Source organism: Photobacterium makurazakiensis (genome assembly GCF_050336715.1).
GTDB lineage: Bacteria > Pseudomonadota > Gammaproteobacteria > Enterobacterales > Vibrionaceae > Photobacterium > Photobacterium makurazakiensis.
Genome location: NZ_JAKJSJ010000043.1, coordinates 1 through 26,552 on the forward strand (window position 1 = coordinate 1; position 26,552 = coordinate 26,552).

The 26,552-nt window shown below is 41.8% G+C and carries 24 protein-coding genes; 10 read left to right on the plus strand and 14 right to left on the minus strand.

Features of this window, described 5'->3' with window-relative positions:
- Nucleotides 1–356 precede the first annotated feature (356 nt).
- From L4D09_RS18600 to ebgR, 7 genes are all read right to left on the minus strand, one after another.
- A complete protein-coding gene (locus L4D09_RS18600; protein WP_428459021.1) occupies nucleotides 357–1,580 on the minus strand; it encodes an L-lactate MFS transporter in 1,224 nt (407 codons plus the stop codon).
- Between the two features lie 338 nt (nucleotides 1,581–1,918).
- Entirely contained in the window at nucleotides 1,919–2,155 is a 237-nt protein-coding gene (locus L4D09_RS18605; protein ID WP_428459022.1) for an HP1242/YdcH family protein, read from the minus strand.
- A 126-nt stretch (nucleotides 2,156–2,281) separates the two neighbouring features.
- The gene (gene gltS / locus L4D09_RS18610) at nucleotides 2,282–3,505 is read right to left on the minus strand and encodes a sodium/glutamate symporter (RefSeq protein ID WP_428459023.1); all 1,224 of its coding nucleotides are present in this window, start codon (nucleotides 3,503–3,505) and stop codon (nucleotides 2,282–2,284) included.
- A gap of 634 nt (nucleotides 3,506–4,139) precedes the next feature.
- On the minus strand, nucleotides 4,140–4,475 hold the full coding sequence (locus L4D09_RS18615; protein WP_428459024.1) for a hypothetical protein: 336 nt from the start codon (nucleotides 4,473–4,475) through the stop codon (nucleotides 4,140–4,142).
- A 123-nt stretch (nucleotides 4,476–4,598) separates the two neighbouring features.
- Nucleotides 4,599–7,745, minus strand: coding sequence for a putative bifunctional diguanylate cyclase/phosphodiesterase (locus L4D09_RS18620; RefSeq protein ID WP_428459025.1), 3,147 nt, complete (start codon nucleotides 7,743–7,745; stop codon nucleotides 4,599–4,601).
- A 224-nt stretch (nucleotides 7,746–7,969) separates the two neighbouring features.
- Entirely contained in the window at nucleotides 7,970–9,391 is a 1,422-nt protein-coding gene (locus L4D09_RS18625) for an amino acid permease (protein ID WP_428459026.1), read from the minus strand.
- Between the two features lie 422 nt (nucleotides 9,392–9,813).
- Entirely contained in the window at nucleotides 9,814–10,788 is a 975-nt protein-coding gene (ebgR, locus tag L4D09_RS18630) for a transcriptional regulator EbgR (RefSeq protein ID WP_428459027.1), read from the minus strand.
- 586 nt (nucleotides 10,789–11,374) lie between these two features.
- Here ebgR and galE point away from each other — a divergent pair.
- The 4 genes from galE to galM all read left to right on the plus strand — a co-directional run bounded on the left by galE (nucleotide 11,375) and on the right by galM (nucleotide 15,853).
- Nucleotides 11,375–12,385, plus strand: coding sequence for a UDP-glucose 4-epimerase GalE (gene galE, locus L4D09_RS18635; RefSeq protein WP_428459028.1), 1,011 nt, complete (start codon nucleotides 11,375–11,377; stop codon nucleotides 12,383–12,385).
- Nucleotides 12,386–12,505: 120 nt separating this feature from the next.
- Nucleotides 12,506–13,561 carry a UDP-glucose--hexose-1-phosphate uridylyltransferase gene (locus tag L4D09_RS18640; RefSeq protein ID WP_428459029.1) on the plus strand — a complete coding sequence of 352 codons (1,056 nt, stop codon included), beginning with the start codon at nucleotides 12,506–12,508 and terminating at the stop codon, nucleotides 13,559–13,561.
- Nucleotides 13,562–13,585: 24 nt separating this feature from the next.
- Nucleotides 13,586–14,761 carry a galactokinase gene (galK, locus tag L4D09_RS18645; protein WP_428459030.1) on the plus strand — a complete coding sequence of 392 codons (1,176 nt, stop codon included), beginning with the start codon at nucleotides 13,586–13,588 and terminating at the stop codon, nucleotides 14,759–14,761.
- Nucleotides 14,762–14,785: 24 nt separating this feature from the next.
- Complete coding sequence (gene galM / locus L4D09_RS18650) at nucleotides 14,786–15,853, plus strand: galactose-1-epimerase (protein WP_428459031.1); 1,068 nt, start codon at nucleotides 14,786–14,788, stop codon at nucleotides 15,851–15,853.
- A gap of 59 nt (nucleotides 15,854–15,912) precedes the next feature.
- On the opposite strand, the gene L4D09_RS18655 is transcribed toward galM, so the two are convergent.
- The 3 genes from L4D09_RS18655 to L4D09_RS18665 all read right to left on the minus strand — a co-directional run bounded on the left by L4D09_RS18655 (nucleotide 15,913) and on the right by L4D09_RS18665 (nucleotide 18,389).
- Complete coding sequence (locus L4D09_RS18655) at nucleotides 15,913–17,250, minus strand: heavy metal sensor histidine kinase (RefSeq protein WP_428459032.1); 1,338 nt, start codon at nucleotides 17,248–17,250, stop codon at nucleotides 15,913–15,915.
- 10 nt (nucleotides 17,251–17,260) lie between these two features.
- Nucleotides 17,261–17,941 (minus strand): heavy metal response regulator transcription factor, encoded by a 681-nt coding sequence (locus L4D09_RS18660; RefSeq protein ID WP_428459033.1) that lies wholly within the window; start codon nucleotides 17,939–17,941, stop codon nucleotides 17,261–17,263.
- A 70-nt stretch (nucleotides 17,942–18,011) separates the two neighbouring features.
- Nucleotides 18,012–18,389, minus strand: coding sequence for a DUF3316 domain-containing protein (locus tag L4D09_RS18665; protein ID WP_428459034.1), 378 nt, complete (start codon nucleotides 18,387–18,389; stop codon nucleotides 18,012–18,014).
- Between the two features lie 223 nt (nucleotides 18,390–18,612).
- Here L4D09_RS18665 and L4D09_RS18670 point away from each other — a divergent pair, with 223 nt between their 5' ends.
- A complete protein-coding gene (locus L4D09_RS18670) occupies nucleotides 18,613–19,377 on the plus strand; it encodes a DUF481 domain-containing protein (RefSeq protein WP_428459035.1) in 765 nt (254 codons plus the stop codon).
- Between the two features lie 16 nt (nucleotides 19,378–19,393).
- Here L4D09_RS18670 and L4D09_RS18675 read toward each other — a convergent pair whose 3' ends face one another.
- Nucleotides 19,394–20,008, minus strand: a complete 615-nt coding sequence (locus tag L4D09_RS18675; protein ID WP_428459036.1) for a LysE family translocator — start codon at nucleotides 20,006–20,008, stop codon at nucleotides 19,394–19,396.
- 277 nt (nucleotides 20,009–20,285) lie between these two features.
- On the opposite strand from L4D09_RS18675, the gene L4D09_RS18680 reads away from it, so the two are divergent.
- The gene (locus tag L4D09_RS18680) at nucleotides 20,286–21,206 is read left to right on the plus strand and encodes a DMT family transporter (RefSeq protein WP_428459037.1); all 921 of its coding nucleotides are present in this window, start codon (nucleotides 20,286–20,288) and stop codon (nucleotides 21,204–21,206) included.
- Nucleotides 21,207–21,317: 111 nt separating this feature from the next.
- Here L4D09_RS18680 and soxR read toward each other — a convergent pair whose 3' ends face one another.
- Complete coding sequence (gene soxR / locus L4D09_RS18685) at nucleotides 21,318–21,788, minus strand: redox-sensitive transcriptional activator SoxR (RefSeq protein WP_428459038.1); 471 nt, start codon at nucleotides 21,786–21,788, stop codon at nucleotides 21,318–21,320.
- A 202-nt stretch (nucleotides 21,789–21,990) separates the two neighbouring features.
- Between soxR and L4D09_RS18690 the strand changes: the two genes are divergently transcribed.
- Complete coding sequence (locus L4D09_RS18690) at nucleotides 21,991–22,224, plus strand: RNA recognition motif domain-containing protein (RefSeq protein WP_428459039.1); 234 nt, start codon at nucleotides 21,991–21,993, stop codon at nucleotides 22,222–22,224.
- A 181-nt stretch (nucleotides 22,225–22,405) separates the two neighbouring features.
- On the plus strand, nucleotides 22,406–22,582 hold the full coding sequence (locus L4D09_RS18695) for a CCGSCS motif protein (RefSeq protein WP_428459040.1): 177 nt from the start codon (nucleotides 22,406–22,408) through the stop codon (nucleotides 22,580–22,582).
- A gap of 324 nt (nucleotides 22,583–22,906) precedes the next feature.
- Here L4D09_RS18695 and L4D09_RS18700 read toward each other — a convergent pair whose 3' ends face one another.
- Together L4D09_RS18700 and L4D09_RS18705 are read right to left on the minus strand one after the other, a co-directional pair.
- On the minus strand, nucleotides 22,907–23,500 hold the full coding sequence (locus tag L4D09_RS18700) for an HD domain-containing protein (RefSeq protein ID WP_428459041.1): 594 nt from the start codon (nucleotides 23,498–23,500) through the stop codon (nucleotides 22,907–22,909).
- A gap of 30 nt (nucleotides 23,501–23,530) precedes the next feature.
- A complete protein-coding gene (locus tag L4D09_RS18705; RefSeq protein ID WP_428459042.1) occupies nucleotides 23,531–24,529 on the minus strand; it encodes a substrate-binding domain-containing protein in 999 nt (332 codons plus the stop codon).
- A 205-nt stretch (nucleotides 24,530–24,734) separates the two neighbouring features.
- Here L4D09_RS18705 and L4D09_RS18710 point away from each other — a divergent pair, with 205 nt between their 5' ends.
- Both L4D09_RS18710 and L4D09_RS18715 read left to right on the plus strand, forming a co-directional pair.
- Nucleotides 24,735–25,067, plus strand: a complete 333-nt coding sequence (locus L4D09_RS18710) for a tRNA-binding protein (RefSeq protein ID WP_428459043.1) — start codon at nucleotides 24,735–24,737, stop codon at nucleotides 25,065–25,067.
- A 213-nt stretch (nucleotides 25,068–25,280) separates the two neighbouring features.
- Nucleotides 25,281–26,543 (plus strand): DUF5666 domain-containing protein, encoded by a 1,263-nt coding sequence (locus tag L4D09_RS18715; RefSeq protein ID WP_428459044.1) that lies wholly within the window; start codon nucleotides 25,281–25,283, stop codon nucleotides 26,541–26,543.
- The last annotated feature ends 9 nt before the right edge of the window (nucleotides 26,544–26,552 follow it).

The following is a 26,552-nucleotide window of genomic DNA, read 5'->3' on the forward strand; positions in this document are numbered from 1 at the left end:
AAATTAGACTTTAATTTAAGACAAAGAATTAACTGATCTGATTATTATTGTTAATGATAAAATTATCACATGTGATAATCAAAATTAAACACGTAAGGTTCTGAAATAAAAATGGAATATACTTCATGAGTCAAAAGCACTTTTTTGTCTATATAATGCAGCTGTTCATTTTTTGAGAAACTTTATAAAAATGATAACACTAATTAGTTTTAACTTTTTTGTTTTGGCTGGATGCAGAGAAGCGAAATAGTTGTAATAACCTGCTAGCGGTGGGGAAGTAGGTAAAAAGTGTCTAATTAAGTGACAAAAAAAGCCTGACAATGTCAGGCTTTTTAGATGTTTGTTAACTTCAGTAATTAGGCGTGGGCTAATTTTTTCTCTAGTGCTTCTGCATCAACAGGTTTAGTGATGAAAGAAAGCAATACGTTAACTGCCATCATTACAGCACAGATGGTGTACGCTAGGGTATAGTTACCCGATGCGCCCATAGCAATAGCGGTAATGAATGAGCCAATGAAACCACTTACACCCCAAGCCGTGTATAGCACGCCGAAGTTTGCACCATAGTTTTTCAGGCCGTAGAACTCGGCAGTTAGTGTTGGGAATACCGCCAGTAGCGTACCGTAACCTACACCAGCAAGTGCAGCGCCAACCATTAGCGTGAAGCTAGAGTCAAAGCTTGCAAATAGTGCCATGTTGATGCCCTGCATGATGAAAGCGATAGTCAGAGTACGAAGACCACCAATTTTGTCAGCTAGCATACCAGCAGCCACACGACCGCCAGAGTTAAAGATAGACAGAACCACAACTAGGAAAGCGGCTTCTTTGATGTTCGCCTGTTGAGCTGCGATCAAAGTGATGTTACCAATTACCATTAGGCCAGCAGATGAAGCAAGTGCAAACATTACCCATAGAGAGTAGAACTGCGGTGTTTTCAGCATTGCACGCCACTGAATGTCTACAGGCTTAGTTGCTTTTGCTTTGTAGTTAGCAGGGGCTTGTGGTTGGTAACCTTCTGGTGGGTTGGTAATCGTGCTTGCAAGAGGAACAGCAATAAGCAGGATTGCAACACCTAGAATAAGGAAGCTAGTGCTGATACCAAAAGAATCAAGTAGAAGCGATGTAAGTGGGGCAAGGTATACTGCCGCTAAACCAAAACCAGCTGCAATTAAACCGTTTACTAGGCCTTTCTTCGAAGGGTGGAACCACTTCATTGCAGAAGGTGCAAGGCAAGCGTAAGCAAAACCGATACCAGCACCAGTCATAACGCCAAAAGTAAGAATTAGTAGCACTGGCGATGTCGCAAAGCTAGAAATAATCATACCTAGGCCAACCATCGTTGTACCAAGGATAAGGATTTTACGTGGACCCATACGGTCCTGAAGCACACCAGCTACCAATAGTGATAGAGCAAAAGTAATTACGGCAACTGAGTAAGGCATTGAGGCGTCAGCATCAGTCCAACCCATATCGAGAACTAGCGCTTGCTTGAATACACTCCAAGCGTACAAAATACCCATGCACAAGTTGATACAGAAACCGGCAAGCAGGATCTGTTTGGCTTTCTCTAATTTATTCATTTTACTCTCAGTCACCACGACATGAGCAGCTATTCGAAGACGCTGGCTGCTACGTTAAAAAATTTTTGTCTTTATCAACAAAATTTGCATTGCTGCTAAAGGTGCGCGGATTCTAACAACATTTTTTTAATAGGAAATAGTGAGAAACATTCTGTTACAAATGTTTCTGCGGGTTCTTATTCTATTAATAATGATATTGACCAATTAATTCTATTTATTCAGAGGTTTATATTGGTTGGTGGTACTGATGAGGCTTTGGTCAGAATTTGTAAATCGATATGCACTCCACTGCATTTTTGCAGTGGAGTTTGTGAGTAAATAAGGCTTGAGATGTGATCTTAATTCGTAAGAATGCTGAATAGTTTGTCTTTCAGTTGGAGGCGCTCAAGTTTCAGTTGCATGAAATGTTGATCATTTGTGGGGATGCTATTGCCTTCTAGACCTCTTATTTTATGGTCGAGGTGGTGGTATCTATCTGACATGTGCTTAAAATTTTCATCAGACATTTTAAGCTCTTTGATTTTGCCATGCATTTCTGGGTACTCAATAAAGAGTGCGTGATTTTCACCTAACATATTAATACTCCGTATATCTGATTACTTACGGTGGGTGAGATATAAAACTGAGTATATTAATAATAGCTAGGGATGGCAGAAACTGAAAAGGCTAGGGTAACCTAGCCTTTGATATTTGAAGAAGTGCTATTGAATGAAACTGATATAGGTTTGCAGCACGATGAGGTTTGCAATATCTATAAAGAAGGCACCAACAATGGGCACGACCATAAATGCCTGCGGTGATGGGCCGTTACGTGATACAAGAGACCCCATGTTCATTACGGCAGTTGGTGTGGCGCCCATACCAAACCCACAGTGACCGCCGGCAATAATGGCGGCGTCATAGGTTTTACCCATAAGGCGGAACGTAATAAAATAAGCAAAGGCAGCAAGAGTCACCGTTTGCACCGAGAGAATAATAATCATCGGCAGTGCAAGCTCTAATAACTCCCAAAGCTTCAAGCTCATAAGTGCCATGGCTAAGAAGAGTGACAGTGAAATAGTGCCTAATGCATCAACGGTTTCTTTGTTGATTTTGTAAACTTTACTTGTTTCACAGATATTGGTGATAAACACACCGATGAAAAGTGCATACACAAAGTCAGGAATGCGAAGCCAATTAATTCCAAAGCCATCGACAACTTCTTTGACGTGAGCGGCACCTGCTACGCATATCAGCAAAATGAAAAGGACTTCAATACTGTTTTTCGATGTGATCCGATCTTCTTCGTGATCACTGTAGGTAATTAGGTCTGGGTGTTCGATGTGATGTTTTTCACCCGAGCCGAATTCTGATTTCAGGTTGAATTTGTTGATCAAGCGCTGAGCGACAGGACCGCCAATAATACCACCCATTACAAGGCCAAAAGTCGCCGCCGCCAATGAAAGCTCAAGCGTTTGTAGCCCATATAAGTCAGCAAAGGTTTGTGACCACGCAGCACCGGTACCATGGCCGCCTGAGAGGGTTATAGAGCCGACCATCAAGCCAAGTAGAGGGTCTAGGCCTAACATTGTGCTTAGACTGACACCGACGGCATTTTGAATAATGATATAGAGTGTCGCGATTGCAAGAAAGAGGAATACACGAGATCCACCTTTTGCTAACAGTTTAAAACTTGCAGCAAGACCGACGGTAGCAAAAAACATCTGCATTAATGTGTCTTTAAGGCTTAACTTGAATGCAATATCGAAACCTTGTTTATGCAGGACAGCAATAAGTGCCGCGACAATTAACCCACCAACAATTGGCTCGGGAATGTTGTACTTTCGTAATACCTTAACTTTGCTATTAATGAAGTAGCCAAGAAAAAGCACAATAATCGCAATGAGAAACGATTCTAGTTCGTTTACTTGAATTAGTGTGTTCATGATTATGTCTTTTCATTGTTTTTTTAGAAGGTAATTTTACTCCCTAAAAAGACGGCTGCCTATATTGCCAACTGATTCACAATAGTGTAGACCTGTCGTTGCGGTTTTGTGATGCTTGTAAGTCTTAATGGTGTCTTGTTTCTTGATTTGTCGCACATTTGCTTTATTTGTTGCGTTGTCGTGTCTTAATGTAAGGTGGGCGAAATCAAGGTAAAAGCAACGAGTAAAGCCTAGGCGTGATAAGTATCGATAGCCTCTTGCCATATATATCAGCAGGCTAACTGTCTTAATCTAGATGTCAAAGCAAATTTAAGAGCATTATGACATAGTCATGACATGTGACTGATATGTTGCAGTGGTATATCGCTTGCTTGAAGAATGCTCTATAAATAGCGGGTGGTTGCTTATTGCACGTTTTGTGCGTGTATCATTCGATATTTTTTTTAATTTTTTACACAAATATTTTTAAGCTGATTCAATATGGTAAGTTCTAGTGTGATTAGCTCAAAAAACGAACAAATCCATGGTGTTAAAATGAGACAGGGTTTAAAAAAGTAGGTTATTGCTGATATTTGCTTGTGGTGTTTAATATGATAACGACCTGCTTTCGACTTGCAGGCCGCTCTATCGATGGTTAATTATTGCGCTTTTTAAGTTTTAGTGATTTACGCAGCTGATTAATGTAATCGATTCGCTCTGGATTTGCAGGTGCACTTTCAGATTCAAGTTGTTGCTGGGCGTGCGCTTCAATTTCTGTGACACAGCGGCCATTCAAACGATAATGTGTTTGTTTTGTTTCAAGCGTTGCTTGTTCAGACGCCTCTTCTTGTGCTTTTGCCATTGCTTCTCTAGCTAAGCTTTGGTTTGTTGGGTCTTGTACAACGTGCTTGCGTCGAAATGTTGGACTTTGACCTTGCGACTGCTTGTCACGTTGTTTGATGAAATTATCTAAATGGTCACTGAAGCTCATAGTCTTACCTGTGTGATGCTTGTACTGCGTTAAAGTTATAGTGGCTAGCTAAGAAAAGCAATCTGAAAGATCGGCCTTAGCTTACCGAAAGTATAGTATTAGTGCACTCTCGGTATTTTTCTGCTAAATATTATCAGTCAGTATCTCTTCATCAGAGGCATAAATGTACTGCCTTTCAAAATCACCTACTGGTAAAGGCTTGCTAAAGTAGAAACCTTGAAATTCCTCGACCCCTAGACTTGCAAGAAACGCTTCTTGCGAATCTGATTCCACCCCTTCAGCTACAACCCTCATATTAAGGTTGTGTGCTAACTCAACAATAGAACGGGTTATTGTAATGTTGTCTTTATTCCAGGGTAGGTCTTTAACGAACTCTCTATCCACTTTAAGAATGTGGATCGGGAAACGGCTAAGGTAGGCAAGAGAAGAATAACCGGTGCCAAAATCATCAACAGCAATTTGTACACCGAGAGCTTCTAATTTAACAAGTCGGTCTAAAGCTGTTTCTACATCCGACATAATAACGGTTTCCGTTATTTCAAACTCAAGGTGCTTGGGATCACACCCCGTTTCAATAATGGCTTTCTGTGTTGTTTCCACTAGATTAGAGTTAAGCAGTTGGCGTGCTGAAATATTTAAGGCGAAATTAAGAAAAACGCCCTGATCTTGCCAAGCCCTTAATTGGTTGCAGGCTTGCAAAATGAGTTGCTCACCCACTTCTATGATTAATCCAGAACGTTCCAGAATCGGGATAACGGCCATTGGAGGCTGTACCTCACCTTCATCATTCTTCCAACGCAGCAAAGCCTCTACACCACAAATATCATGGGTGATAGAGAACACTTTCGGTTGGTAATATAATTCATATCGATCGCTACCAACTGTTTTTCGCAGTTCAGATTCAAGTTGTAGCTGTTTGATACTTTCTTTACCCATTTCAGGGGTGTAAAAGCAAAAACGATTCCGGCCTGTGTCTTTGGCGCGATACAGTGCAATATCTGCGTATTTACTGAGGTTCTCTGATTGGGTTGTATCATCAGGTAATAAGCTTATCCCAATGCTCACGGTGAGAAAAAGCTCATTGCCATCAATCATGATGGGATAATTAAGCTGGCGGTTTATTCTCGTCGCTAAGTTAGCAATAATCGTCGGGTCAACTGTCTTAGATATTAATATACCAAATTTGTCACCAGCTAGTCTGGCTAGAAAATCATGCTCTCTAATTGCATGCTGGAGCCGACTGGCGACAGTTTTAATGACATTGTCACCAGTATCATGACCGAGTGAGTCATTAACTTGTTTAAAATGATCGATGTCTAAAGACATTAATGCAATGCAAGGCGCTGAGTTATCACTCAAGGCGAGGGCGTCAATTTTTTGCTGCAATAATGTTTTATTAGGTAGCTCTGTCAGCAAGTCGTAGTGGGCGAGCTTATGCAGGCGGCTTTCAAATAGAACTCTATCGGTGACATCTTTTCCTGTCGAGATATAGTGACTTATCTTTCCGCGGCTGTTCCTTATTGGAGAGATTGTCTTCTCTTCATAGACGATATCATCGTTATGCTTACGATGAGCAATCATTCTCTGAATTGTTTTCCCTTCTTTGAGTTGGGTCTGCACATCTATGACTTCTCTGTCGCTTGTTAGGCTTTGCCGCAGTAGCACGTTTGATTGCGTGCCCACAATACCATGGGAAGTAACACCGTTATGCTTTTCAAAAGACTGGTTTACATATTCAATGATCCCTCGATTGTTAGTTATCAAGATGGCATCAGTACTTTGTTCCAAGGCGCGAGACATACTTTTTAGTTTTTCTTCTCGCTCAATCCAGTAGGTAACATCGCGTAGATTAAGCAATATCTCGCTGCTGGAGCTGTATGATGTCTCGGTGGCAATGATTTCGATATGTTTAGTTTTTATGTTCTTAAGCTGGATTCGTGACTTTATTGAGCGATCACTTTTCATCTGTTGTTCATGGATAGCGTTAACAAGCTGCTCTATTTGCTTACGAGCTTGGAAACCGCTGACTAATTTAAGCAGGTTACGCCCTGTTAAGTCTTTATCTGGAAGGTTTAAGATGTGACGAGCGGCATGATTAATTGTAATGAGATTCATGTCCTCGTCGATGGTCAGCAAGCCATCGGGAACATGTTTGAGGACAGTGGAATATTTTAGAGCAACATCCTTTACCTCGAGATTAAGTTTGCGCTGGGCATGGAGCATTTGTAGTAAGTGCCAAGATAAGACAATGCAACCAGATACCAGTGTCATAATCATGATACTAAATATAACGAATTTGAAGATCCGCTGTTGGGTAAAAGCCAGCTCGACAACAGCATTGGTCATATTTACGCGTGAAATGATTGTCCAAGGTAAGTCAGTACCAGAAAAAGGAAGGGTAAACTGTTCTTCACCGGAAAATTTCTTACCTGAAAAGAACCGAGTATAGGTATAGAGGAAATCGCCATAAACAGCTTGCCCACTTTGTGTCTCAAGGATCTTGCTCCATAACTCGGGGTGCTGTTGATAAAAGTCAGATTGGTTGGATTCGGAGTGGAAGGGCATAAATTGCCACTCGCTATCTTTCTCAGGGCCAAGTAACCATTGACCATTACTATTTATTAGCCAGCTCTGTGCTTCGTTCCAGTGGTATTGGCGGTTAAGCTCACTGAGGTAGTCCTTCCCAAGGTAATTAAGCGCAATTAACCAGCTTTTCCCGTTAGCTTTAAAGTGGCTTACAAATCTGAGCATGGGCTTTTGTGGTAGTTCTAGCTGACCATTCTCAATATTAAGATCAAATTGTGAGGTGTAGAAACTACCTGGGGAAATTTCTAGCGCTTTTTTAACATACGCACGATGGCTCTTATCTTGAAGTTGATCATTGGCAATGCTAACAGCTTGATCGCCAAGCTGATTCACTCGGATAACCTCCATGCCATCTTCATTAATTAAGCGTACTTGGTCATAATAGCGTCGTGTGCTGGAAAGCCTTTTGAACGTAGTCGTGAGAGTGTCTTTTTGCGCCTCTAAAGGCACGCCAGTTTCGGCAACTTCTTTGGCTTTGACCGTTAAATAACGTAAATCATCAATAATGGGCGAAAAGTGCAAACGCGTAATATGAAGCGAGGCTTGGTGAGTACTGCGCTCACGTTCTTGAATACGTTGCTTGAGCTGCTGTATGTCCTCGTTATAAATATAGAACGTTGCTGCTGTAGTAATAGAAAGCAGGGGAATTAACAAGGCTAAGAATCTGAGCAGCGCTATTTTCATACTTCTTCCGTGAGATATACCTTAACAGGGTTAAGTATAGCCACGTAATGCCACATATTGCATATTAACTTTCATGTTTAGTCTATAAAGTCACACATTAACCTTCATTGTTGTAGAAATTGCTATGTATCATCATGATTTATGGGTTTTTATTTTGTCTCTAAACAAAAACACTCCGCCAATAGTACAGTATTGGTGGAGTGTTGATTGGTGAAAATAACAGGTTAGTCAGTTACAGTTTCTAGAGGCTGATTTTCTGGGGCTAGTGTCTTTTCATATTGGTTGTACTTCCACCATGCGTAGCCGAGAAAGATGACAATACCGCCGACGTTATAGAATATGATCGTCATAATATCTCCGCCCGTTGGAAAAGTTGATGCAAAGAAGCCGATAGTGAAGATCACGATGAGTACAGATACCGTTGAGATACCTACTGCACGTGATCCCATCTTGAAATCACGAGGAAGGTGATCAAGTTTTAATCTTAGGTTTAGGTACGCAATCATAATAAACAGGGGAGGGAGCATGGAAGCGGCCGCTGTCATATTAATAATGGTGCTCATTAAGTCTTGCACCGTATCTGAAGCCAATGTCGGGATAAACATTAGCGGGATAACTATCAAGAATTGAATCCATGCAGCGCGTTCTGGCACTCCTTGCTTGTTTAGTGCAACGGTTTTTTCACCAAAAATACCTTTTGGGATCTCTGAGAAAAAGATTTTTACTGGCGTTGCCGTCCACATTAATAGTGATCCGAGCATGGCGGTAAATGACACGATACCAACAAAGCGGTTCATGAGGATCTCAGGTAAGCCAAAGTGTATTGCCATACCTTCAAATACTTGTACTGAGCCACCGGTAAACTTTAAGGCTTCACGGCTAACAAAGACGTTCGCCAAAATAGACCCAACGGAGTACAGTGCACCAATAAAGATACCTGCAATGATAATGACCTTAACAAAAGATTTTTGTCCGCCTTTTATATCATTGACATAAACCGCAACAGATTCGGCGCCGCCAGCAGCCATGAAAATCCAAGTGATCACACCTAAAAATGCCCAGTTAAATGTTGGCGTCATCGCCTCAATGGTTATTGGGTCTGCGGGTTGGATTCCACCAAGTACCGCAGCACCGGATAGAGCAATGTAAGAGAGCGTAAGCAGTAGCATTAATGATGAAGTAATGGATGTGATTGGACCAAGTAGTTTTGCACCGTTGTTTGATACATACGTAGCGACAGCAAAGAGGAGGGTACTTAGCACTGCCGTAGTCATCGGTGTAAAGATGTACTCATACCCCAAGAATGCATATGAAGCGTAGGCAATGATTCGAGGTAAAAGAGATGTAAAGAAAAAGAGGTTAACAAACCAATATGTATAAGCTGAAATAAATGCCCATCGTCCACCTAATGAACTTTTAACCCATGCATAGACGCCAGCTTCAGAGTCTTTGTTGAGTGATACAAATTCTGCAACAATCAGGCAGAATGGAATGAAGTAGAAAATCGTTGCAAGAAAAAACATAGGGGCAGACGATAGTCCAATCTCAATATTGTTGTTAATAATATTGTTGAAACTGTAAACAGCAGCAAAGGTCATCGACAGTAAAGCAAATTTACCTATCGTACCACGAGCAGATCCAGACATAGGTTTCTCCGATGTATCGCGTTTCATTTTAGGAAAGAAGGACTTGTTAGGTTGAGTCCAGTCATCTCTTATTCGTTATTGAATTTGGTTTTAGTGAAATTTTTTATTTTTATAAAAGCAGCGGATTAAAAATCGATGCTTTGTGCTAATAACCTCTTGTAAAACGAGGATGCTTCCATTGAGTCTAAAAATCTCTTTGAGCATGGAAGCGATTATCAAAAGGCATATTAGTTAAATATTTAGTAAAACAAAGAGGGAAAATGATTTACTTTTAACTCGATCGTGTTGAGTAAACAATTTTGTGAATGGGGTAACACAAAATAAAAGCCAAGAGGAAAAAACTGTGATTTTAATCAAGGAGGAGAAATGCGCTAAAAAAAACGGCGTCAGGACGCCGTTTATAAATCAACCAATTGAGTAGGTTATTTTGTGGTATCTCTTAGCTTTAATTTGCTTGGAACATACACACGAATAGGAATTGTTCTACCATCACGGCTCCGCTCTTGAAGTAAGTTGACACCTTGAGAGCCCATTAGCTCAGAGTGTATACGGAAAGTCGATAAGGATGGGAAGGTGAATTTTGCGGTTGGAATATCGTTAACGCTGATAAGTGCGATGTCATCAGGTATCGATAACCCTTTTTCATGGATGGCACGCAAAACGCCGATAGCGATTGAATCTGAAGCAATAAACAATGCGCTAGGATAGTCGCCTTTAAGCATCTCTGTGGCTAATTTATAGCCAGAGGAGCTTGTAAAGTCTCCACGATAAATGTCTTTATTATTAACAACCCCCTTGAGCATGCCGTATTCATAGAAGGCTTGTTCTCGTATATCTGGCTTGTTGATATCATCCTGTCCACCAATAAAGCCTATTCGGTCAACGCCTTGTTCGGTAAAGAAATTGATCACTTCTTTGCTGATTTTAGTGAGGTCAATATCGACACAGTCAAAGGAGCGGTTGTAGTCGGTGTAGTCAACATAAACAATATTAGAGCTAACCGGTTTTACGGTTTCTATCTGCTCATCAGTCATTCCTCCGACTAATAAAACACCGTCAACCTGTTTAACTTTGTTACTGACTTTTCCTTCATAACTATTGGTTAACTGGATGCCTAAGCGCTCACATTGAGTTTCTATACCATGTCGGATAGAGAGGTAGTAGGGATCGTTGACTTCCGTATCTTGGCGATAGTTATAGATAGCCATGAAATGTAGCTTTTGTTTCTGCGAGGCTTTTCGAACGTGGCTGCTTTTATATTCTAGTTTTTCAGCGATTTCAAAAATACGTCGCTTAGTTTCTTCTTTTACACTCAAGCTCGGATCGTCGTTAAGTACCCGTGAAACCGTTGCTAGCGATACACTGGCCTCGGCAGCGATTTCTTTTAATGTGGCCATTGCGCCTCCAAATAAAACGTTACAGTGAGGAAAAGCTGAATAAACAATTGCAAAGTAACGTGTAATCCATTTGCTCCATAAATGAACCGTGATACAGAGCAAGTTAAACAAATAATTATTAAGATTATCTGCATTTTATGATGTTTTAGTAAAATTATCGATAGCGTTGAAGCAATGAGGTGGAATTTTGTTGGTTTTCCCCCTTCGCATAGTGTTATTTGTTTGTGATTATGGCAATGCTGCACGATAGGTAAATCGTTTACACTTGGTTTCACTTTCATGCATTGGAGGCGATTAACATTGCGATGCAAATGGATCTTAATGGTTAGTTACTTTAAATTCAATTGCTTATAGTCTACTTGCTTATGAGGTTATGTGTATTTTAATTATCTCATTTTGCTCTTTTGATATGGATTAACAATGCGTTATTAGTGGTAACGTTTACACTCTGCGTGTTCGATCACAGAAATCAACCGGCTTCCATTGGTAAACTTCTCGCCAGTTTAAGACATTACCTTCATGCTACTGCGTAATTCACAAGAAGAAACGGGGCTGGGTTTGTTGGTCGGACATTCTGGAGAGATAGATGAAAGTATTAGTGACAGGTGGTATGGGGTATATCGGTAGTCATACCTGTGTGCAAATGATTGAAGCAGGTTTAGAGCCAGTTATTCTCGATAATCTATGCAACAGTAAAGACGCAGTTTTAACTCGTATTAATGATCTTACGGGCACTACTCCTGTTTTCTATCAGGGTGATATTCGCGACCGCGAAATCCTAGACCAGATTTTTAGCGAACAGAAAATTGACTCGGTTATTCACTTTGCAGGTTTGAAAGCGGTGGGTGAGTCGGTAGAAAAACCGCTTGAATACTACGACAACAATGTACACGGCACCCTAATGTTGGTGGATGCAATGAAGAGCGCTGGCGTTAATAGCTTGGTTTTCAGTTCTTCAGCGACAGTGTATGGCGATCCGACTGAAGTACCAATCAACGAAAATACGCCAACAGGTAACGTAACCAACCCTTATGGCCGCAGTAAGTACATGGTTGAAGAGTGTCTGCGTGATATCCAATACGCCGCTCCAGAAATGAGCATCACGCTGCTTCGCTACTTTAACCCTGTAGGTGCACATCCGTCAGGCATTATGGGGGAAGATCCGCAAGGTATTCCCAATAATCTAATGCCATTTATCGCACAGGTTGCCGTTGGTCGTCGTGAATTCTTATCGGTATTTGGTGATGACTATCCAACCCCCGATGGTACCGGCGTACGTGACTATATTCATGTTATGGATTTGGCCGATGGCCACATTGCTGCACTCAATGCCGTTGGTAAGAAGGATGGTTTACACATTTTCAATCTAGGCACAGGGAAGGGCAGTAGTGTTATCGAGATGGTAGATGCATTTAGCGAAGCCTGTGGCCATGATATTGCTTATAAACTATGTCCACGTCGCCCTGGTGACATCGCTGAATGTTGGGCTGATACATCAAAAGCAGCACAAGAATTAAGCTGGGAAGCGAAGTTCGATGTAAAAGCCATGGCTGCAGATACTTGGCGTTGGCAGTCAAATAACCCGAACGGTTATTAATACCCATTTCAGATTGCTATAACACGAATTTTAAACTAGGAAAGTAAGGCTCATCCCGCTTTCTTTCCCGGTTTAACCCAAATAATACGGCTCATTGTTGAGCAAAAAATCGAGAGCTTTATGTCTGATAACACATTCAATCCGGTTGACCACCCACACCGTCGTTATAATCCGCTAACGGGCCAGTACGTCCTTGTTTCTCCACACCGTGCAAAGCGTCCTTGGCAAGGGGCTGATGAAACGCCTGAAGAAGCAGATGATACTAAGTACGATAGCGGTTGTTTCCTTTGTCCGACCAATACACGCGTCTCTGGCGATGTAAACCCAGATTATCAAGGTACATACGTATTCAATAATGATCATGCTGCGTTAACCGTTGATACCCCAGATGCACCAAAATCAGATAATCCGCTATTTCGTTGTGAAAGTGCGCGTGGCTTAAGCCGTGTGATCTGTTTCTCGCCAGATCACAGTAAAACGCTGCCAGAGCTGCCAGTACCTGCTATCCGCAATGTTATTGATACGTGGAACGATCAAATTGAAGAACTAGGTCAAGATTACGTCTGGGTTCAGGCTTTCGAAAACAAAGGCTCGACGATGGGTTGTTCACAGCCTCACCCGCACGGCCAGATTTGGGCGAACAGCTTCCTGCCGAACGAAATTTCGCGCAAAGATGAAAACTTGCGCAAGTACTACCAAGAAAATGGTACCAACTTGTTGGTCGATTACGCAAAATCAGAGATGGCAGATGGTTCACGTACCGTGGTTGAAACTGAGCACTGGATTGCGGTTGTGCCTTATTGGGCCGCCTGGCCTTTTGAAACCATGCTAATGCCGAAAACGCATATTCGTCGCATGAATGATTTAACTGATGAGCAGCGTGATGATCTGGCGCTTGCGATGAAGAAATTAACGAGCCGCTACGATAACCTATTCAAGTGCTCATTCCCGTACTCAATGGGTTGGCACTATGCGCCGTTCTTCAAAGAAGGTGACGCATCAACTGATCATTGGCAGCTACACGCACTGTTCTATCCGCCGCTACTACGTTCTGCCACGGTGCGAAAATTTATGGTGGGTTATGAGATGTTGGCCGAAAGCCAGCGTGACCTGACTGCTGAGCAAGCGGCAGACAAACTACGCGCACTAAGTGACGTCCATTATCGTGAGCAATAAGCAGTAATTAGCAGGGATATAAAAATGACTAACCAAAAATCACAACTATTGATCGATGCTGTAACCACATCATTTGAAGCGGTATTAGGCTACAAAGCGACACACATTATTCAAGCGCCGGGTCGTGTAAACCTAATCGGAGAGCACACTGATTATAACGACGGTTTCGTATTACCATGCGCGATTGACTATCAGACAATCGTTGCTGCATCTTGCCGTGATGACAACATCGTTCGTGTTGTCTCTGTTGACTATGGTAATGAAACCAAAGAATTCGACCTGACGGAAGACATTACTTTCGACAACGATTGTATGTGGATCAACTACATCAAGGGTGTAGTGAAATGTCTGCGCGGTCGAGGTTATGAGTTTGGTGGCGCTGATATTTCTGTTAGCGGTAACGTGCCACAAGGTGCAGGCCTTAGTTCTTCTGCTGCACTTGAAGTGGTTATCGGCCAAACTTTTAAAACATTGTATAACTTGCCTATCTCACAGCAGGAAGTTGCTCTAAATGGTCAGCAAGCTGAAAACGAATTTGTGGGCTGTAATTGCGGCATCATGGATCAACTGATTTCTGCTGAAGGCCAAGCTAATCACGCGTTACTCATTGATTGCCGCTCGTTAGAAACGAAAGCGGTCTCTATGCCTGAAGATATGGCAGTAGTCATCATTAACTCGAATAAGAAACGTGGCTTAGTAGACAGTGAATACAACACACGCCGTGAGCAGTGTGAAGAAGCCGCGCGCATCTTCGATGTAAAAGCGTTGCGTGATGTCACTATCGAGCAGTTCAATGCACGCGTTTTTGATCTAGACGAAATGGTTGCGAAGCGTGCTCGCCACGTGATTACTGAAAACGACCGTACTGAAGAAGCGGCAGTTGCACTAAGCAACGGTGACATGAAACGTATGGGTGAGCTGATGGCTGAATCGCATGCTTCTATGCGTGATGATTTTGAAATCACAGTACCTGAAATCGACTTCATTGTTGAAACGGTGAAAAAAGTCATCGGCGATCAAGGCGGTGTACGCATGACTGGCGGTGGTTTTGGTGGCTGTATTGTCTCAATCATGCCTCCTGCGCTTGTCGATGATGTGAAAGCAGTACTTAATGAGAAGTACGAAGCAGAAATGGGGTTGAAAGAAACGATTTACGTCTGTAAAGCAATGCCAGGCTCTGGTGAACTGGTTTTGGCATAAAAGATAGTAATAAGGATTAATTCGATGACGATGCCAAAACACATTGATTCGTTGTACGAAACCATGACCCAACAGGCGGCCGCTGATGGTCGCCCAGCCCAACTATTTACGCTGCGCAATACCTCGGGAATGACGGCAACGTTTATGGATATTGGTGCAACATGGTTAAGTTGTACACTACCTCTAGAAAACACGGAGCGTGAAGTTTTACTCAGCTACGCAACAATAGCGCAGCATAGCGTGCAAACTGCGTACTTTGGTGCCACCGTTGGCCGATATGCCAACCGGATTGCCAATGGCCATTTTACTATTGATGGTACCGAGTATCAGGTCGATACAAATCAAGGCGGGCATACGTTACATGGTGGGCCTAATGGGTTTGATAAGCGCCGCTGGACGTTGAAAGAGCATACTGACACGGTTTTAGTGTTTAGTCTGGTTTCTGTTGATGGTGATCAGGGTTTTCCTGGTGAACTAGCAGCGACGGTGCGGTTTGAGCTAACAGAGAGCAATGCGCTGGAGATTCAGTACGTTGCCGAGTGTGATAAAGCATGTCCGGTAAACTTTACTAATCATGCTTACTTCAACTTGATGGGTGATAGTACGGATGAAGACTGCTTAGCACACAGCCTGAGTATTAGTGCTGATAAGTTCGTCCCAACCAACGCTGAGGGTATTCCGACTGGTGAGCTCAAATCTGTTGAAGGTACTGGCTTTGATTTTCGTGAACTTAAAACCCTAAAGCAAGATTTCCTTATTGACGAAGAACAGAAGCTGGCAAATGGCTATGATCATGCTTTCTTATTGTCAGAGCCGGTAACTGATGGAGCTACTATTGCAGTTCGTGCGGTTTCACCCGATGAGTTAGTTACGCTTGAAGTAAAAACCACCAAACCAGCAGTACAGCTGTATACGGGGAACTTTTTAGCGGGCGAGCCAGCACGTAACGGTAAACATATTATCCATCAAGGTTTCTGCCTCGAAACTGAATGGTTGCCAGATGCACCTAACCACTCAGAGTGGCCGGGTAGCAGCATTCTTCACCCAGGTGAACAATATAACCATACAACGACATATCAATTTGTATTTTAAACATTGAGGTTACATTGTAACTATTGATGCAAGGCCCGCTAATAAGCGGGCTTTTTTCGTTAGCGGTTCAAGCTTGGTAGCCGAAGTGAAAACACCGTCACATGATTGGAAGATGTTACGGTGATATCACCATGGTGACAGCGCGCAATAGATCGAGCAATGGCTAGCCCAAGCCCTGCACCCGCAGTAGCCCGATGCATTCGTGCTTTATCCACACGATAAAAACGCTCAAACAAATAGGGGAGGTGAGTGTGGGAAATGGTTTCACCTACATTACGTACTGCAACTTCAACTTCTGTCTCTAAGCTGTTAATTGATATCGAAATGGTTTCATTCGGGTCGCTATGGCGAACCGCATTAGAGACGAGATTGCCAACAGCACGTTTTAGCATTTCTCTATCACCGTTTACTGCTGCATCTCCACTTAGAGTTAATGTTAACTCCTTCTCTTCACCAGCAAGCTCATAGTACTCCACGATCCCTTCAAGTAAATCGTGCAGAGAAATATCAACGTTAGCGATTTGCAGTAAGTTGTGTTCAGACTTAGCAAGGTAAAGCATATCTGTGATGATTTTGGCTAATCGGCTTAGTTCTTCCACCGTTGAAATTAAGCTCTCTTGATACTCTTCAGTATTTCTAGGCTTGGCTAGCGTGACTTGGGTCTGCGTCATCATATTACTGATCGGAGTACGGAGTTCATGGGCAATATCGGAAGAGAATTCTGATAGTCGCTCAAACTCATGCTCCAGACGAGATAACATATCATTACTCACAGTCACCAATTGCTGTAATTCATTAGGGAAAAGCTTGGGGTCTAACCTTAAATCTAACCTGTTGGTCGAAATCTTTTGTAGGTGTCCTTCTAGCTGTTTAACGGGAAGCATTCCTTTCTTTACAATTAGCCACCCAAGAAACCCGCTGACGATACTGGCTAAAAGCGTTGTCCAAAATAAAACCGCAGTAAAGCTGTTTAAAAAATTCAGCTGGTGGTTAATATTAATCCCCAGAACGACATAGGTTTCGGCTTCTTTCTTTACCGAAAACCGGAAGGCTCGGAAAGTATTAGCCTCATCCGTCCAATCAAGTGTCGTAAGGTGTTTGTTTATGAGAAATGGCTGAGGAAGAGGCGTTTCTTGGGTTTGATATGTAACCCTATCATCTTTGATTAACCAAAATTTTGTTTCGCCTAATTCAAAGTAGGCGCCGTACTTTGCAATAAAGTCATCTTGTAGTTGTAAGAGGTTAATCGTTTTAAATTTCTGTTCAGAATTGTATTTATCTTGCTGAAAAAAATGATGCTTTAGCGAATATAGGGTAACGGTACTTAGCGCGAAAAGTACCAAAATAGAGGCGGTGAAAAATGAAATTATCAGCTTTGAGGAAATAGATTTAAACATTCACACTCCATTATTTGATTTCATCGAGCATATATCCCATCCCTCTGATGGTATGGATTAACTTGGGTTCATAGTTTTTATCAACCTTTGCTCTAAGGCGCCGAATCGCAACATCAATGATATTGGTGTCGCTATCGAAGTTCATATCCCAGACGATAGAAGCGATTTCTGCGCGCGACAAAACTTCACCACGCCGACGCATAAGTAGTTCAAGTAATGAGAACTCTTTGGCTGTGAGTGTAATGGTATCGTCCGCGCGAATAACTCTGCGTTTAAGAAGATCGAGGTGTAGGTCGACAATGTTGAGTGAATGCGCTTGGGGGACGGCATGTTGCTGGCGCTTTAGCGTGTTCCTGATCCTTGCTATCAGTTCAACGAAAGCAAACGGTTTTACGATATAGTCATCTGCCCCGAGTTCGAGGCCTTTTACCCGATCTTCGATTTGATCTCGGGCTGTAAGCATTATCACTGGGGTTTCTATTTTGCTGGCTCTAAGCGTGGTTAGTACTTGCCAACCATTGAGTTGGGGAAGCATCACATCCAGAATGATAAGATCATAGTTATGGCTGGTTGCCTGGTAGAGCCCATCGACCCCATCACAAGATAGGTCTACAACATAGCCAGCTTCAGTTAGCCCTTTTCTTAGGTATTCGCCTGTTTTTGGTTCATCTTCAATCAATAATAACTTCATTGAGTCGTTCTCTGCTCCAAGGCTCAACAAGCCGAGGGAGTATCCTTCTCCCTCTCTTGCAGTATGTTAACTATCTACCATCGTAGCTTAAGTGTTGGTATTGAACTTTGACTGCACCTTGATATTCAATATGTCCCTGCTCATTCATAATTTCTTGTACGGTGATATAGCTGCCGTCCATGAGTGACAACGATCTTAGTTCTTTAGGGTGAAAAGCAGAGACTTTTAGCAAGGTGCGTAGTTCCGACGGGCTGCTTTGCTTGGCCACATTCAATAATTGCAGGCTTTCTGCATAGGCTGCTTCTTTGCTCTCCACTGCTTGGGTTACCAATGTCCGTTGATTGGTTTCTATACTGTAGTTCCCTCCTGCATTAAGCGGCGTAGCCATTGCAGGGAGAGTGAACATAACCAGTGACGTTGCAACAAGTAATGATTTGACTGATTTCATAGTGACTTCCTCACGTTGTTTAACTTTATGTGAGAAATAATACGATTTAGAGCGTGACTTGAGCCGGACGAGAACATGACAATTTTGTCATGTTCTATCGGTAGCAAGCTTACTCGTGAATAATCAGTCACTTGTTTACAATATACTGACAATCGCATTTTTGTGCTTCTTACAATATTGCTTAACCGTGAATATTTCCTGATAGCTACAGAGTCGTACATTGATGAAAACAATCTTGAAATCGAAGCCAATATTATTGGTTGCCGCTATTCCCGCATTCTTATTGCTGACGCCGTTGGTGGCGTTAGCTAATGAGGATGAAATAGAGAGTCCATGGAAAGGTAATACCAAGTTGGGTTTCATCTTTTCTAAAACGACATCACGTTCTCTCACTGTAAATACGGGGGCAAGCTTGGTGTATGACAAGCAAAACTGGAAGCAGAGAGGGGAGTTTTATACCTATTATACCAACGCTGCCGAAGGTGAGGATGGTACCAATAAGTATAATCTTAGCTATGGGGTACAGCACCTGATTAGCGATGAGTGGTTTGTCTATGGCAATAACAAGTATGAGCACGACCAATATGCGACTTATCGTGATCAGTTAACCCTTGCAACAGGTTTTGGTGCAACATTAATTGATAACGAAAGGCGAAAATTATCCATTGGTGCGGGCCCAGGTTATCGTTTTTCACAACGGCAAGATTTTGATCCAGACTTCCCCAATAAAAAAGAAGATGAAGTAATTGCCAATGCCTTCATAGAAGGTGAAGCCAAAGTTAACGACAGGTTTGAGTTTGGTGGCAAACTGAGTACCGATTACGGTGAGGCCAATACTTCAACGAACGTCAAAGCGTACGTTAAAAACCAGCTCATGGAGGACGTGTCACTACTACTTGATCTTGAGTACATCTATAACTCGACCGTTGCTTCAGACCAAAGCAACGATGAGGTATATAGTACTATTAGCTTGAACTATGATTTTTAGTTATGCGGGTATGTGACTATTTGTTACTTAACGCTAGGGCTCCAGATGCGCCAACCAGTAAGCCGCCACTGATTTTATTGACAATACTTAGCTTTTCGCTGCCGGATTTGACGATTTTACCTGCTGAAAAAGCGTAAACCATGACTAATGTAAAATCGAGTAAAGCCATAGTTGGACACATGATTGCCATTTGCAGTAGAAGTGGTTTCGAGGTATCGATAAATTGTGGAAAAAATGCTGTAAAGAACACAATTGCTTTTGGATTTCCTGCCGCAACCAGAAACCCCGACATAAACAGTTTAGCGTTAGATACTGGTGGAAGACTTTGATGGTTACCGACTTGTTTATTTGAGGAGAATAACATTTTTATCCCCATATAAAGCAGAGTCAATGCACCAGTCCATTTGATGATATTAAAGGCTAACTCTGAGTTCGCTATCRCGACCCCTAGGCCGGCTGAAACGACAATCATTTGAATGAAGTTAGCACTGATATCACCAAGGCCTGTGAAAATGACTCTTTTTACACCAAAGTTAATAGAGTGAACCATACCTAAAAAGATACTAGGTCCTGGTGTTGCAGTGAGTACAAGTGATGCCGCGACAAAAGCAAGCCAAGTGTCAAAATTCATCGAGAAATCCTTTTCTGATTAAGGCTAATTTTTGATAGTAGAGAAGTTATTTGCTTGCAGCAAGCTGCTTGTTCTTGCTTGTTGCGATAAAGTTATATAGTTTAGATTTATACACTTAAGGGAAATTAAATGCTTTATTCTGTTACTTACCTCTGGCTCTTACTTTATATGCCTGTAGTCCGGTAGGTAATACTCTGTCTGGCTACGAGTAAAACGTAGTCAGTATGCCTCACTTCCTTTTTCTCGTAGCCCAAAAATCAAATAGGGATATGTGAAAATGAACACCTCACAAGAGCGAATAGAAGATCCGATCGACTCAAAACGATATTTACGCGGTATGTGTCTTGCGCTACTTGGCGCTTTGCTGTTTTCGATTAAGCCCGTATTAATCAAAATCGCTTATCTAAATGGGGGGGATGCGACCTCTATTATGACCTTAAGGGCGCTGAGCTCATTACCCGTTTACCTCGTTGTTCTATTTCTGCTTTGCCGAAGTAATGAGGTGAGACAAAAGGTTCGGTTACATGGCTGGCAAGCAGCGCTGGTCGGTATTTTAGGCTATTACTTAGCGAGCTATTTAGATATTGTTGCCTTAAGCTTTATTTCTGCACAATTAGAGCGTCTACTTATCTTTTTATTTCCTAGCCTCGTTGTCGCTATATTTTGGTTGTGGTTCGGTCAAAAGCCGACACGCTCAACGATAATTGCCGTTTGTATAGGTTATAGCGGTATTGCGCTTATTGTGGCTCATGATGTTGCTTCACTTGGGCAGCAAGTGTGGTTTGGTAGTGCTTTAGCGATAGCTTCTGCACTTGTCTTCGCGATTTATTTAATACTTAGTAAAGGTATTATCGCCAAAATGGGGAGCCAACTTTTTACCAGCATCGGGATGGGAAGTGCGGGTATCGCCATTATATGTCACTTACTGTTGTCGGAGTCTCAGGTTACGGAGTGGAGTTATCCACTCATTATATTGGGTATTACTCTTGGGATTTTTTGTACCGTAATTCCATCTTATTTAATGGCAGCTGCCATGGCTGAGTTGTCGCCAACGCAGTTTAGCCTAACGGTTAATATTGGCCCTGTTATAACGGCTTTGGCAGCGGTAATCGTGTTAGGGGAAGTGTTTACAGTGTTTCATGGTTTAGGTATGGGGCTGGTGGTGTATTCGGTCTACCACATCAACAAAAATAAATAGTGAATGTAAGCGATATTGCCTTCCATTAAGTAACCACTGAATTAGGCTTCTAATTCAGTGGTTACGATGATTTTGCAATTAATGCTGCGTATGGTTAGATTGTGTGTACAGCTATTTTTGACTTTTTTCACCATCAGGAGGCCCTTCAATCAAATACCTTGGCCCGCTGCCATGTGATGAGACCTTATCTTCTGGGTTAAATAGCAGGCAGCCTTTCAATGATAAGCAACCGCAGCCAATGCACTTCCCAAGGTTATCGCGTAACCGCTGTAGTTCAAGAATCTTTTGGTCAAGGCTACTGGCCCATTTTTTAGATAACCGTTCCCAGTCTCTTTTGGTTGGAGCACGGTTATCTGGTAGCGATGAAATAGCCTCTTGAATTTCATCAAGAGTGATGCCAAGCTGCTGCGCAGCCTTAATAATTGATATGATCCGTAATGTTGCCGCTTGATAACGGCGTTGATTACCACTTGTACGAATCGAGTGAATAAGCCCACGTTGTTCGTAAAATCGTAAGGCAGAGGTTGCAACACCACAGCGTTCAGCGGCTTCACCAATCGTAAAAAACTTCTTCGCTACCATTATTCTTCAATTTTTATTTATATAAACTTAACGTTAAGTTTAAATCTAGTTAGCTGTTCTGTATAGGGTAAATGGCGTTGAGTAAGCGGCCGAATTAATGAATCATTTAACGTGCGTCAAGAAAATAACACTATTAATCGCTTGGTTTGTATTAAGTTACCTGAGACAATCACAGCGTAATTTTTATATCAAATGGTTCAATATGAAACTTCTAGTTCGCAACCTTGCGCGCACAACAACTGAACATGAAATTCGTGTTTTATTTACTACCCATGGCGTTGTCGCTGAATGTAACCTTGTTTTAGACCAAGAAACAGGTCAATCAAAAGGATTCGCGTTTGTTGAAATGCCAAACGAAGACGAAGCGAAAGCAGCAATCTCTAGTTTGAACCTTACTGCTGTTGCTAAGAGTAAAATTCGAGTAAAAGCAGCTTAAGCCCTAGACATTAGCTCGTTTAAGTATCGTGAAGCCAGCAATTATATTGCTGGCTTTTTTGTGAAAAAACATAGTCTGAACGTTAAATTAAACATGGAACAAAGTGCAGTAGTTGACTAATTTAGTTGGGGATTATAACATGCATTAAAAATACAACTTAATGTATGTAAGAGGTGTTCCAATGGCTTTATCGTTTAAGAAAATCTTTAAAAAAGACGATGGGAAAAGTGAAAATAGTGCGGTAGAACAAGTATCTGCAGTGGCTTCAGATTCAGATAAACAAGCAAAAACAATGAATACTGAGCAGAAGAAAGGTAAACACGGTGAGCCAGGCTTCTGTTGTGGTTCTTGTTCTTAACCGTATTAATTAGCGGGATCGTTTTGAAAAGAATAGTTGCTGGTACATGGCTAAAAGCATGAGACACTTCTCTCATGCCTTTTTTATAATTAAACAAATTCAATATCTTGCAGTATCATTTCTGTTTTACTTACCGGCATAAGGGTACAGTGTTTAAAACAATCAGGTTAATACACTTAAAGAAATACGTCTTAACTAATTAAATCTAAAGGTGAAATGTATTCTTGTACTCGTTCCGTGATACGAAAGGGCATTGAGTTGAGCGTATTATTCTTGTCAACTCAGTGCCACTTTGAAGTGTTACAGCGTACGTAAAAGTCGCGTTTAATCGTCTTTCAACCAGCCATTTTCTACGGCTAAATCAATTTGCTGTTTTGCATAATCCCATAACTTTGGTGTTACTTTTTCAAGGTACTCGTTACGTTTAAGCACTTGTTGTTTTGATACACCATACTTAACCCAGCTACCACCATCATTTGCCATGTTTTGGATCAACGGTAGGATACGATCCATTCCTTTGGCAAAGCGAGCATCAGGCGTCTGAGCTTGTTCAAATTCAATCCATAGTGTTTTCATTGATTCAAATTGTTGCTCGGGCAATAAACCGAAGAGGCGATTTGCTGCTGTTAGCTCTTTTTCTTCTTGAGCTTCATGATCGGTTTGTTCGGCAAAAGCGAACATATCACCGGCATCAATTTCAACAATATCGTGGATTAGCAACATACTCACAGCGCGATTTGTATCGACATTTTCTTCAACATAATCTTTCAGCACTTGTGCCATTAGTGCGATGTGCCAACTATGCTCTGCACTGTTTTCTTGACGGTTTTCGTCTGACTTAACCGTCGTTTTACGATAAACAGCTTTCAGGCGGTCGAGCTCTAGAATGAAATTAAGCTGTTTGTTCAAATTGATCATTGGGTTACTACATCCTTGAAAATCAGTGGTTTAATTTTGAATGACAGATCGTCTTCGTACCAGCGTTGGCACGAACATTCTTGGGTATTCGTTCTTGTTTTCAGCTTTTGCTAACTGTAGTGAAAGCTGAGCAGCTTGCTCTGCCATGATATTAATCGGGTAGCGTACTGTTGTCAGCTTCGGGTTCAGGTATTTTGCGATAATACCGTCATCAAAGCCAATAATTGAGACATCTTGTGGCGAGCTTATACCGTTCTCATCCATAACAGATAAACACCCAGCGGCCATATAATCGTTATAAGTTGCGACGGCCGTTAATCCAAGGTTCTTAGAGAGTAAATTTGTCATCGCTGTCTCGCCACCTTCTTCATCGGGATGGCCATATTCTATAAAGTTTTCATCGACTTTTATATTGTTGGCTTGAAGGGCGTCAGTATACCCAGCTCGTCGTTGCTGGGTATCTTCAATATCGTAAGTCGAGCTAATATAGCCAATTCGTTTATGGCCATGTTTAATTAAGTACTCGGTCGCTAAATATGCCCCTTTATGGTTGTCGAGTGCGATACATCGAGTTGCAATTTCTGGGATATAGCGATTTATGATGACTAGCCCTGGGACTTCATGAGCAAAATCAATTAACTCTTGATTGCTTAACCCTTTACTATGAATAATTAATGATTCACAACGGCTATTGATCAGTAGCTCAATGGCTTCACGTTCAGTTTTAGCATCGTGATAACCGTTACCAATCAGTACATGCTTTCCATTTTGGCGTGCAACGTTGTCGATAGCTTTGAGCATAACGCCAAAAAAGGGATCGGATACATCACCCACCACTACGCCTACCGTATTGGTTGACTGACTAACAAGGGCTCGGGCATTGGCATTAGGTCGATAACCTAATTCACGCATGGCTTTGGTTACAGATTCGACAGATGCTTTGCTTGCTTTAGGTGATTTATTTATTACTCGAGAAACCGTGGCAACAGAGACCCCCGATAACTTTGCAACATCTTTAATGGTAGCCATAAGTGGTGTCCTATTAGCCTTTATCGTCCGTTTTTATCAATTGATGCTATTAAACTATGAGGGTGTAATAAGCGCAATAAACTTCAGTGTAATTCACCGTTAATGAGAGCTAGATCCCTTTAAAAAACACGGATTTGATGATAGTGTAATCGTTAACAGTAAATTTTAGTAAAACTTTAACTTTTTTATGTGAAGTGAGGAAAGCATGGACACTATTTCTTATGGCGATTTTGCGAAATTGGATATTCGCGTAGGTAAAGTAATTGAAGTTGCCCGTCACCAGAATGCAGATAAATTATATATTGTTCAGATAGATGTTGGTGAGAAGACACTTCAAACTGTCACTAGTTTAGTCCCTTACTATACTGAAGAAGAGTTAATGGGTAAGACGGTTGTTGTATTGTGTAATTTGGCTAAGGCTAAAATGCGAGGTGAAACTTCTGAGTGTATGTTACTTTGCGCAGAAACGGAGGATGAGTCAGAGAGTGTGTTATTAACACCTGAGCGCTTGATGCCAGCTGGCGTGAAAATCGTTTAAGCTAGCGAGAAGTAACAAAACAAGCCCCCCGATAATAAAGCCAGAAAATGTCTGGTTTTATTACTTTTACGACCCCTCATATTGCCCAACTATACCTACAATTCTATCAGTAACTCCGTCGAGTAGCACATAACGGTCATAAATCGCTAGTATTCCGACATCGTATTTTATTTAAGAACAATTTTTCATGGAGTTAAGCCTAAAGGTGGTGCTATGAATAAGTTTCCTTACCTGATGTTATGCAGTTTGCTCATTGGTTGTGGTGGTGACGGCGATAGTTCAGCAGATAGTGGTAACCCAAGCCAAGAAGGTAGTGCGAGAATCAATGGTACAGTCGATGATATTTCTTATGATGACGAATCTCTAACAGTGAACAATAACCAGCTTGATGGCTCAAGTGCATCAATTAGTTATCACGATAGTGCATTAGATTTCAACGAAGTAACGGCTGGTATGATCGTTGAAGTGACAAGGCTAGGGAGTAGTGCTCAATCAATTAGCTTAGAGCCAATGACTGCTGGGCCGGTAACGGGGATTACTGATACGACGATATCAGTGAATGGCGTCGAGTACAATTACCCTGCGAATGGGCTTGTCGTCGGCGATTGGGTCATGGTATTTGCACAAATGCAGCCTGACGGTAACTGGAAAGTCAGTTCAATCAATAAAACTGATGCCGGAACACTGGCTGAAATAGAGGGTAAAATTTCTGCGTTAGACGAAGCCAATAGTGAGTTTATTCTGGCAACAGTGACGATCGATTACAGTAATGCGGTGATTGACGATAACCAGTCACTACAGAATGGCTTATGGGTTGAGGTGTTTGGCCAGTTCGTGGATAGTCAGTTTGTCGCTTCATCTATCGATCCGAGAAATAACGATGACTTTAACGGTACAGAGTTAGAAGGCATTATTACTTGGGTCAGCGAAGATAAATCGGAATTTGAAGTTGCTGGGCATATCCGCGTTCTTATCAATCAAAATACGCTGTTTGATGATGGCTCGATTAATAGCTTAATCATCGGTGTGGTTGTCGAGCTAGACTTGGTGGAGTCAGAAGGCGGTTTGATCGCGACGAGGATCGACTTTGAAGATCAAATAGATGTACCTAGTAACCTCGAATTTAATGTTGAAGGTGAAGCCAACTATACCAATGGTCAGTTATCGATTAATGGTATTAACTTTGTTATTGATGCCAGTACTGAATTTGATGACGGGGTAACGCTGGGTAACTTAAACGGGCAGTGGGTTGAATTAGACGGCAAGGCGCTTAACGGTCAGTTTGTTTTGAAAGAAATTGAGTCAGAACGTAAAGACAATGAAATTAGTCTTGAAGGGCCAGTTGATAATAATACTCTCTGGGGTTACACCTCCTCGACATCTTCATTGGCGCAGTTTAATGGCCAATGGGTTGATATTGAATGTCAGCGCGCGGCTGATAATGATCTTACACAGTGCCGTTTAGATCCTGATTAATGTTACCTT

Bases quoted from the DNA above. Each gene is read 5' to 3' on its own strand.
- L4D09_RS18600 (WP_428459021.1), bottom strand. From the start codon at position 1,580: ATGAATAAATTAGAGAAAGCCAAACAGATCCTGCTTGCCGGTTTCTGT.
- L4D09_RS18605 (WP_428459022.1), bottom strand. From the start codon at position 2,155: ATGTTAGGTGAAAATCACGCACTCTTTATTGAGTACCCAGAAATGCAT.
- gltS (WP_428459023.1), bottom strand. From the start codon at position 3,505: ATGAACACACTAATTCAAGTAAACGAACTAGAATCGTTTCTCATTGCG.
- L4D09_RS18615 (WP_428459024.1), bottom strand. From the start codon at position 4,475: ATGAGCTTCAGTGACCATTTAGATAATTTCATCAAACAACGTGACAAG.
- L4D09_RS18620 (WP_428459025.1), bottom strand. From the start codon at position 7,745: ATGAAAATAGCGCTGCTCAGATTCTTAGCCTTGTTAATTCCCCTGCTT.
- L4D09_RS18625 (WP_428459026.1), bottom strand. From the start codon at position 9,391: ATGTCTGGATCTGCTCGTGGTACGATAGGTAAATTTGCTTTACTGTCG.
- ebgR (WP_428459027.1), bottom strand. From the start codon at position 10,788: ATGGCCACATTAAAAGAAATCGCTGCCGAGGCCAGTGTATCGCTAGCA.
- galE (WP_428459028.1), top strand. From the start codon at position 11,375: ATGAAAGTATTAGTGACAGGTGGTATGGGGTATATCGGTAGTCATACC.
- L4D09_RS18640 (WP_428459029.1), top strand. From the start codon at position 12,506: ATGTCTGATAACACATTCAATCCGGTTGACCACCCACACCGTCGTTAT.
- galK (WP_428459030.1), top strand. From the start codon at position 13,586: ATGACTAACCAAAAATCACAACTATTGATCGATGCTGTAACCACATCA.
- galM (WP_428459031.1), top strand. From the start codon at position 14,786: ATGACGATGCCAAAACACATTGATTCGTTGTACGAAACCATGACCCAA.
- L4D09_RS18655 (WP_428459032.1), bottom strand. From the start codon at position 17,250: ATGTTTAAATCTATTTCCTCAAAGCTGATAATTTCATTTTTCACCGCC.
- L4D09_RS18660 (WP_428459033.1), bottom strand. From the start codon at position 17,941: ATGAAGTTATTATTGATTGAAGATGAACCAAAAACAGGCGAATACCTA.
- L4D09_RS18665 (WP_428459034.1), bottom strand. From the start codon at position 18,389: ATGAAATCAGTCAAATCATTACTTGTTGCAACGTCACTGGTTATGTTC.
- L4D09_RS18670 (WP_428459035.1), top strand. From the start codon at position 18,613: ATGAAAACAATCTTGAAATCGAAGCCAATATTATTGGTTGCCGCTATT.
- L4D09_RS18680 (WP_428459037.1), top strand. From the start codon at position 20,286: ATGAACACCTCACAAGAGCGAATAGAAGATCCGATCGACTCAAAACGA.
- soxR (WP_428459038.1), bottom strand. From the start codon at position 21,788: ATGGTAGCGAAGAAGTTTTTTACGATTGGTGAAGCCGCTGAACGCTGT.
- L4D09_RS18690 (WP_428459039.1), top strand. From the start codon at position 21,991: ATGAAACTTCTAGTTCGCAACCTTGCGCGCACAACAACTGAACATGAA.
- L4D09_RS18695 (WP_428459040.1), top strand. From the start codon at position 22,406: ATGGCTTTATCGTTTAAGAAAATCTTTAAAAAAGACGATGGGAAAAGT.
- L4D09_RS18700 (WP_428459041.1), bottom strand. From the start codon at position 23,500: ATGATCAATTTGAACAAACAGCTTAATTTCATTCTAGAGCTCGACCGC.
- L4D09_RS18705 (WP_428459042.1), bottom strand. From the start codon at position 24,529: ATGGCTACCATTAAAGATGTTGCAAAGTTATCGGGGGTCTCTGTTGCC.
- L4D09_RS18710 (WP_428459043.1), top strand. From the start codon at position 24,735: ATGGACACTATTTCTTATGGCGATTTTGCGAAATTGGATATTCGCGTA.
- L4D09_RS18715 (WP_428459044.1), top strand. From the start codon at position 25,281: ATGAATAAGTTTCCTTACCTGATGTTATGCAGTTTGCTCATTGGTTGT.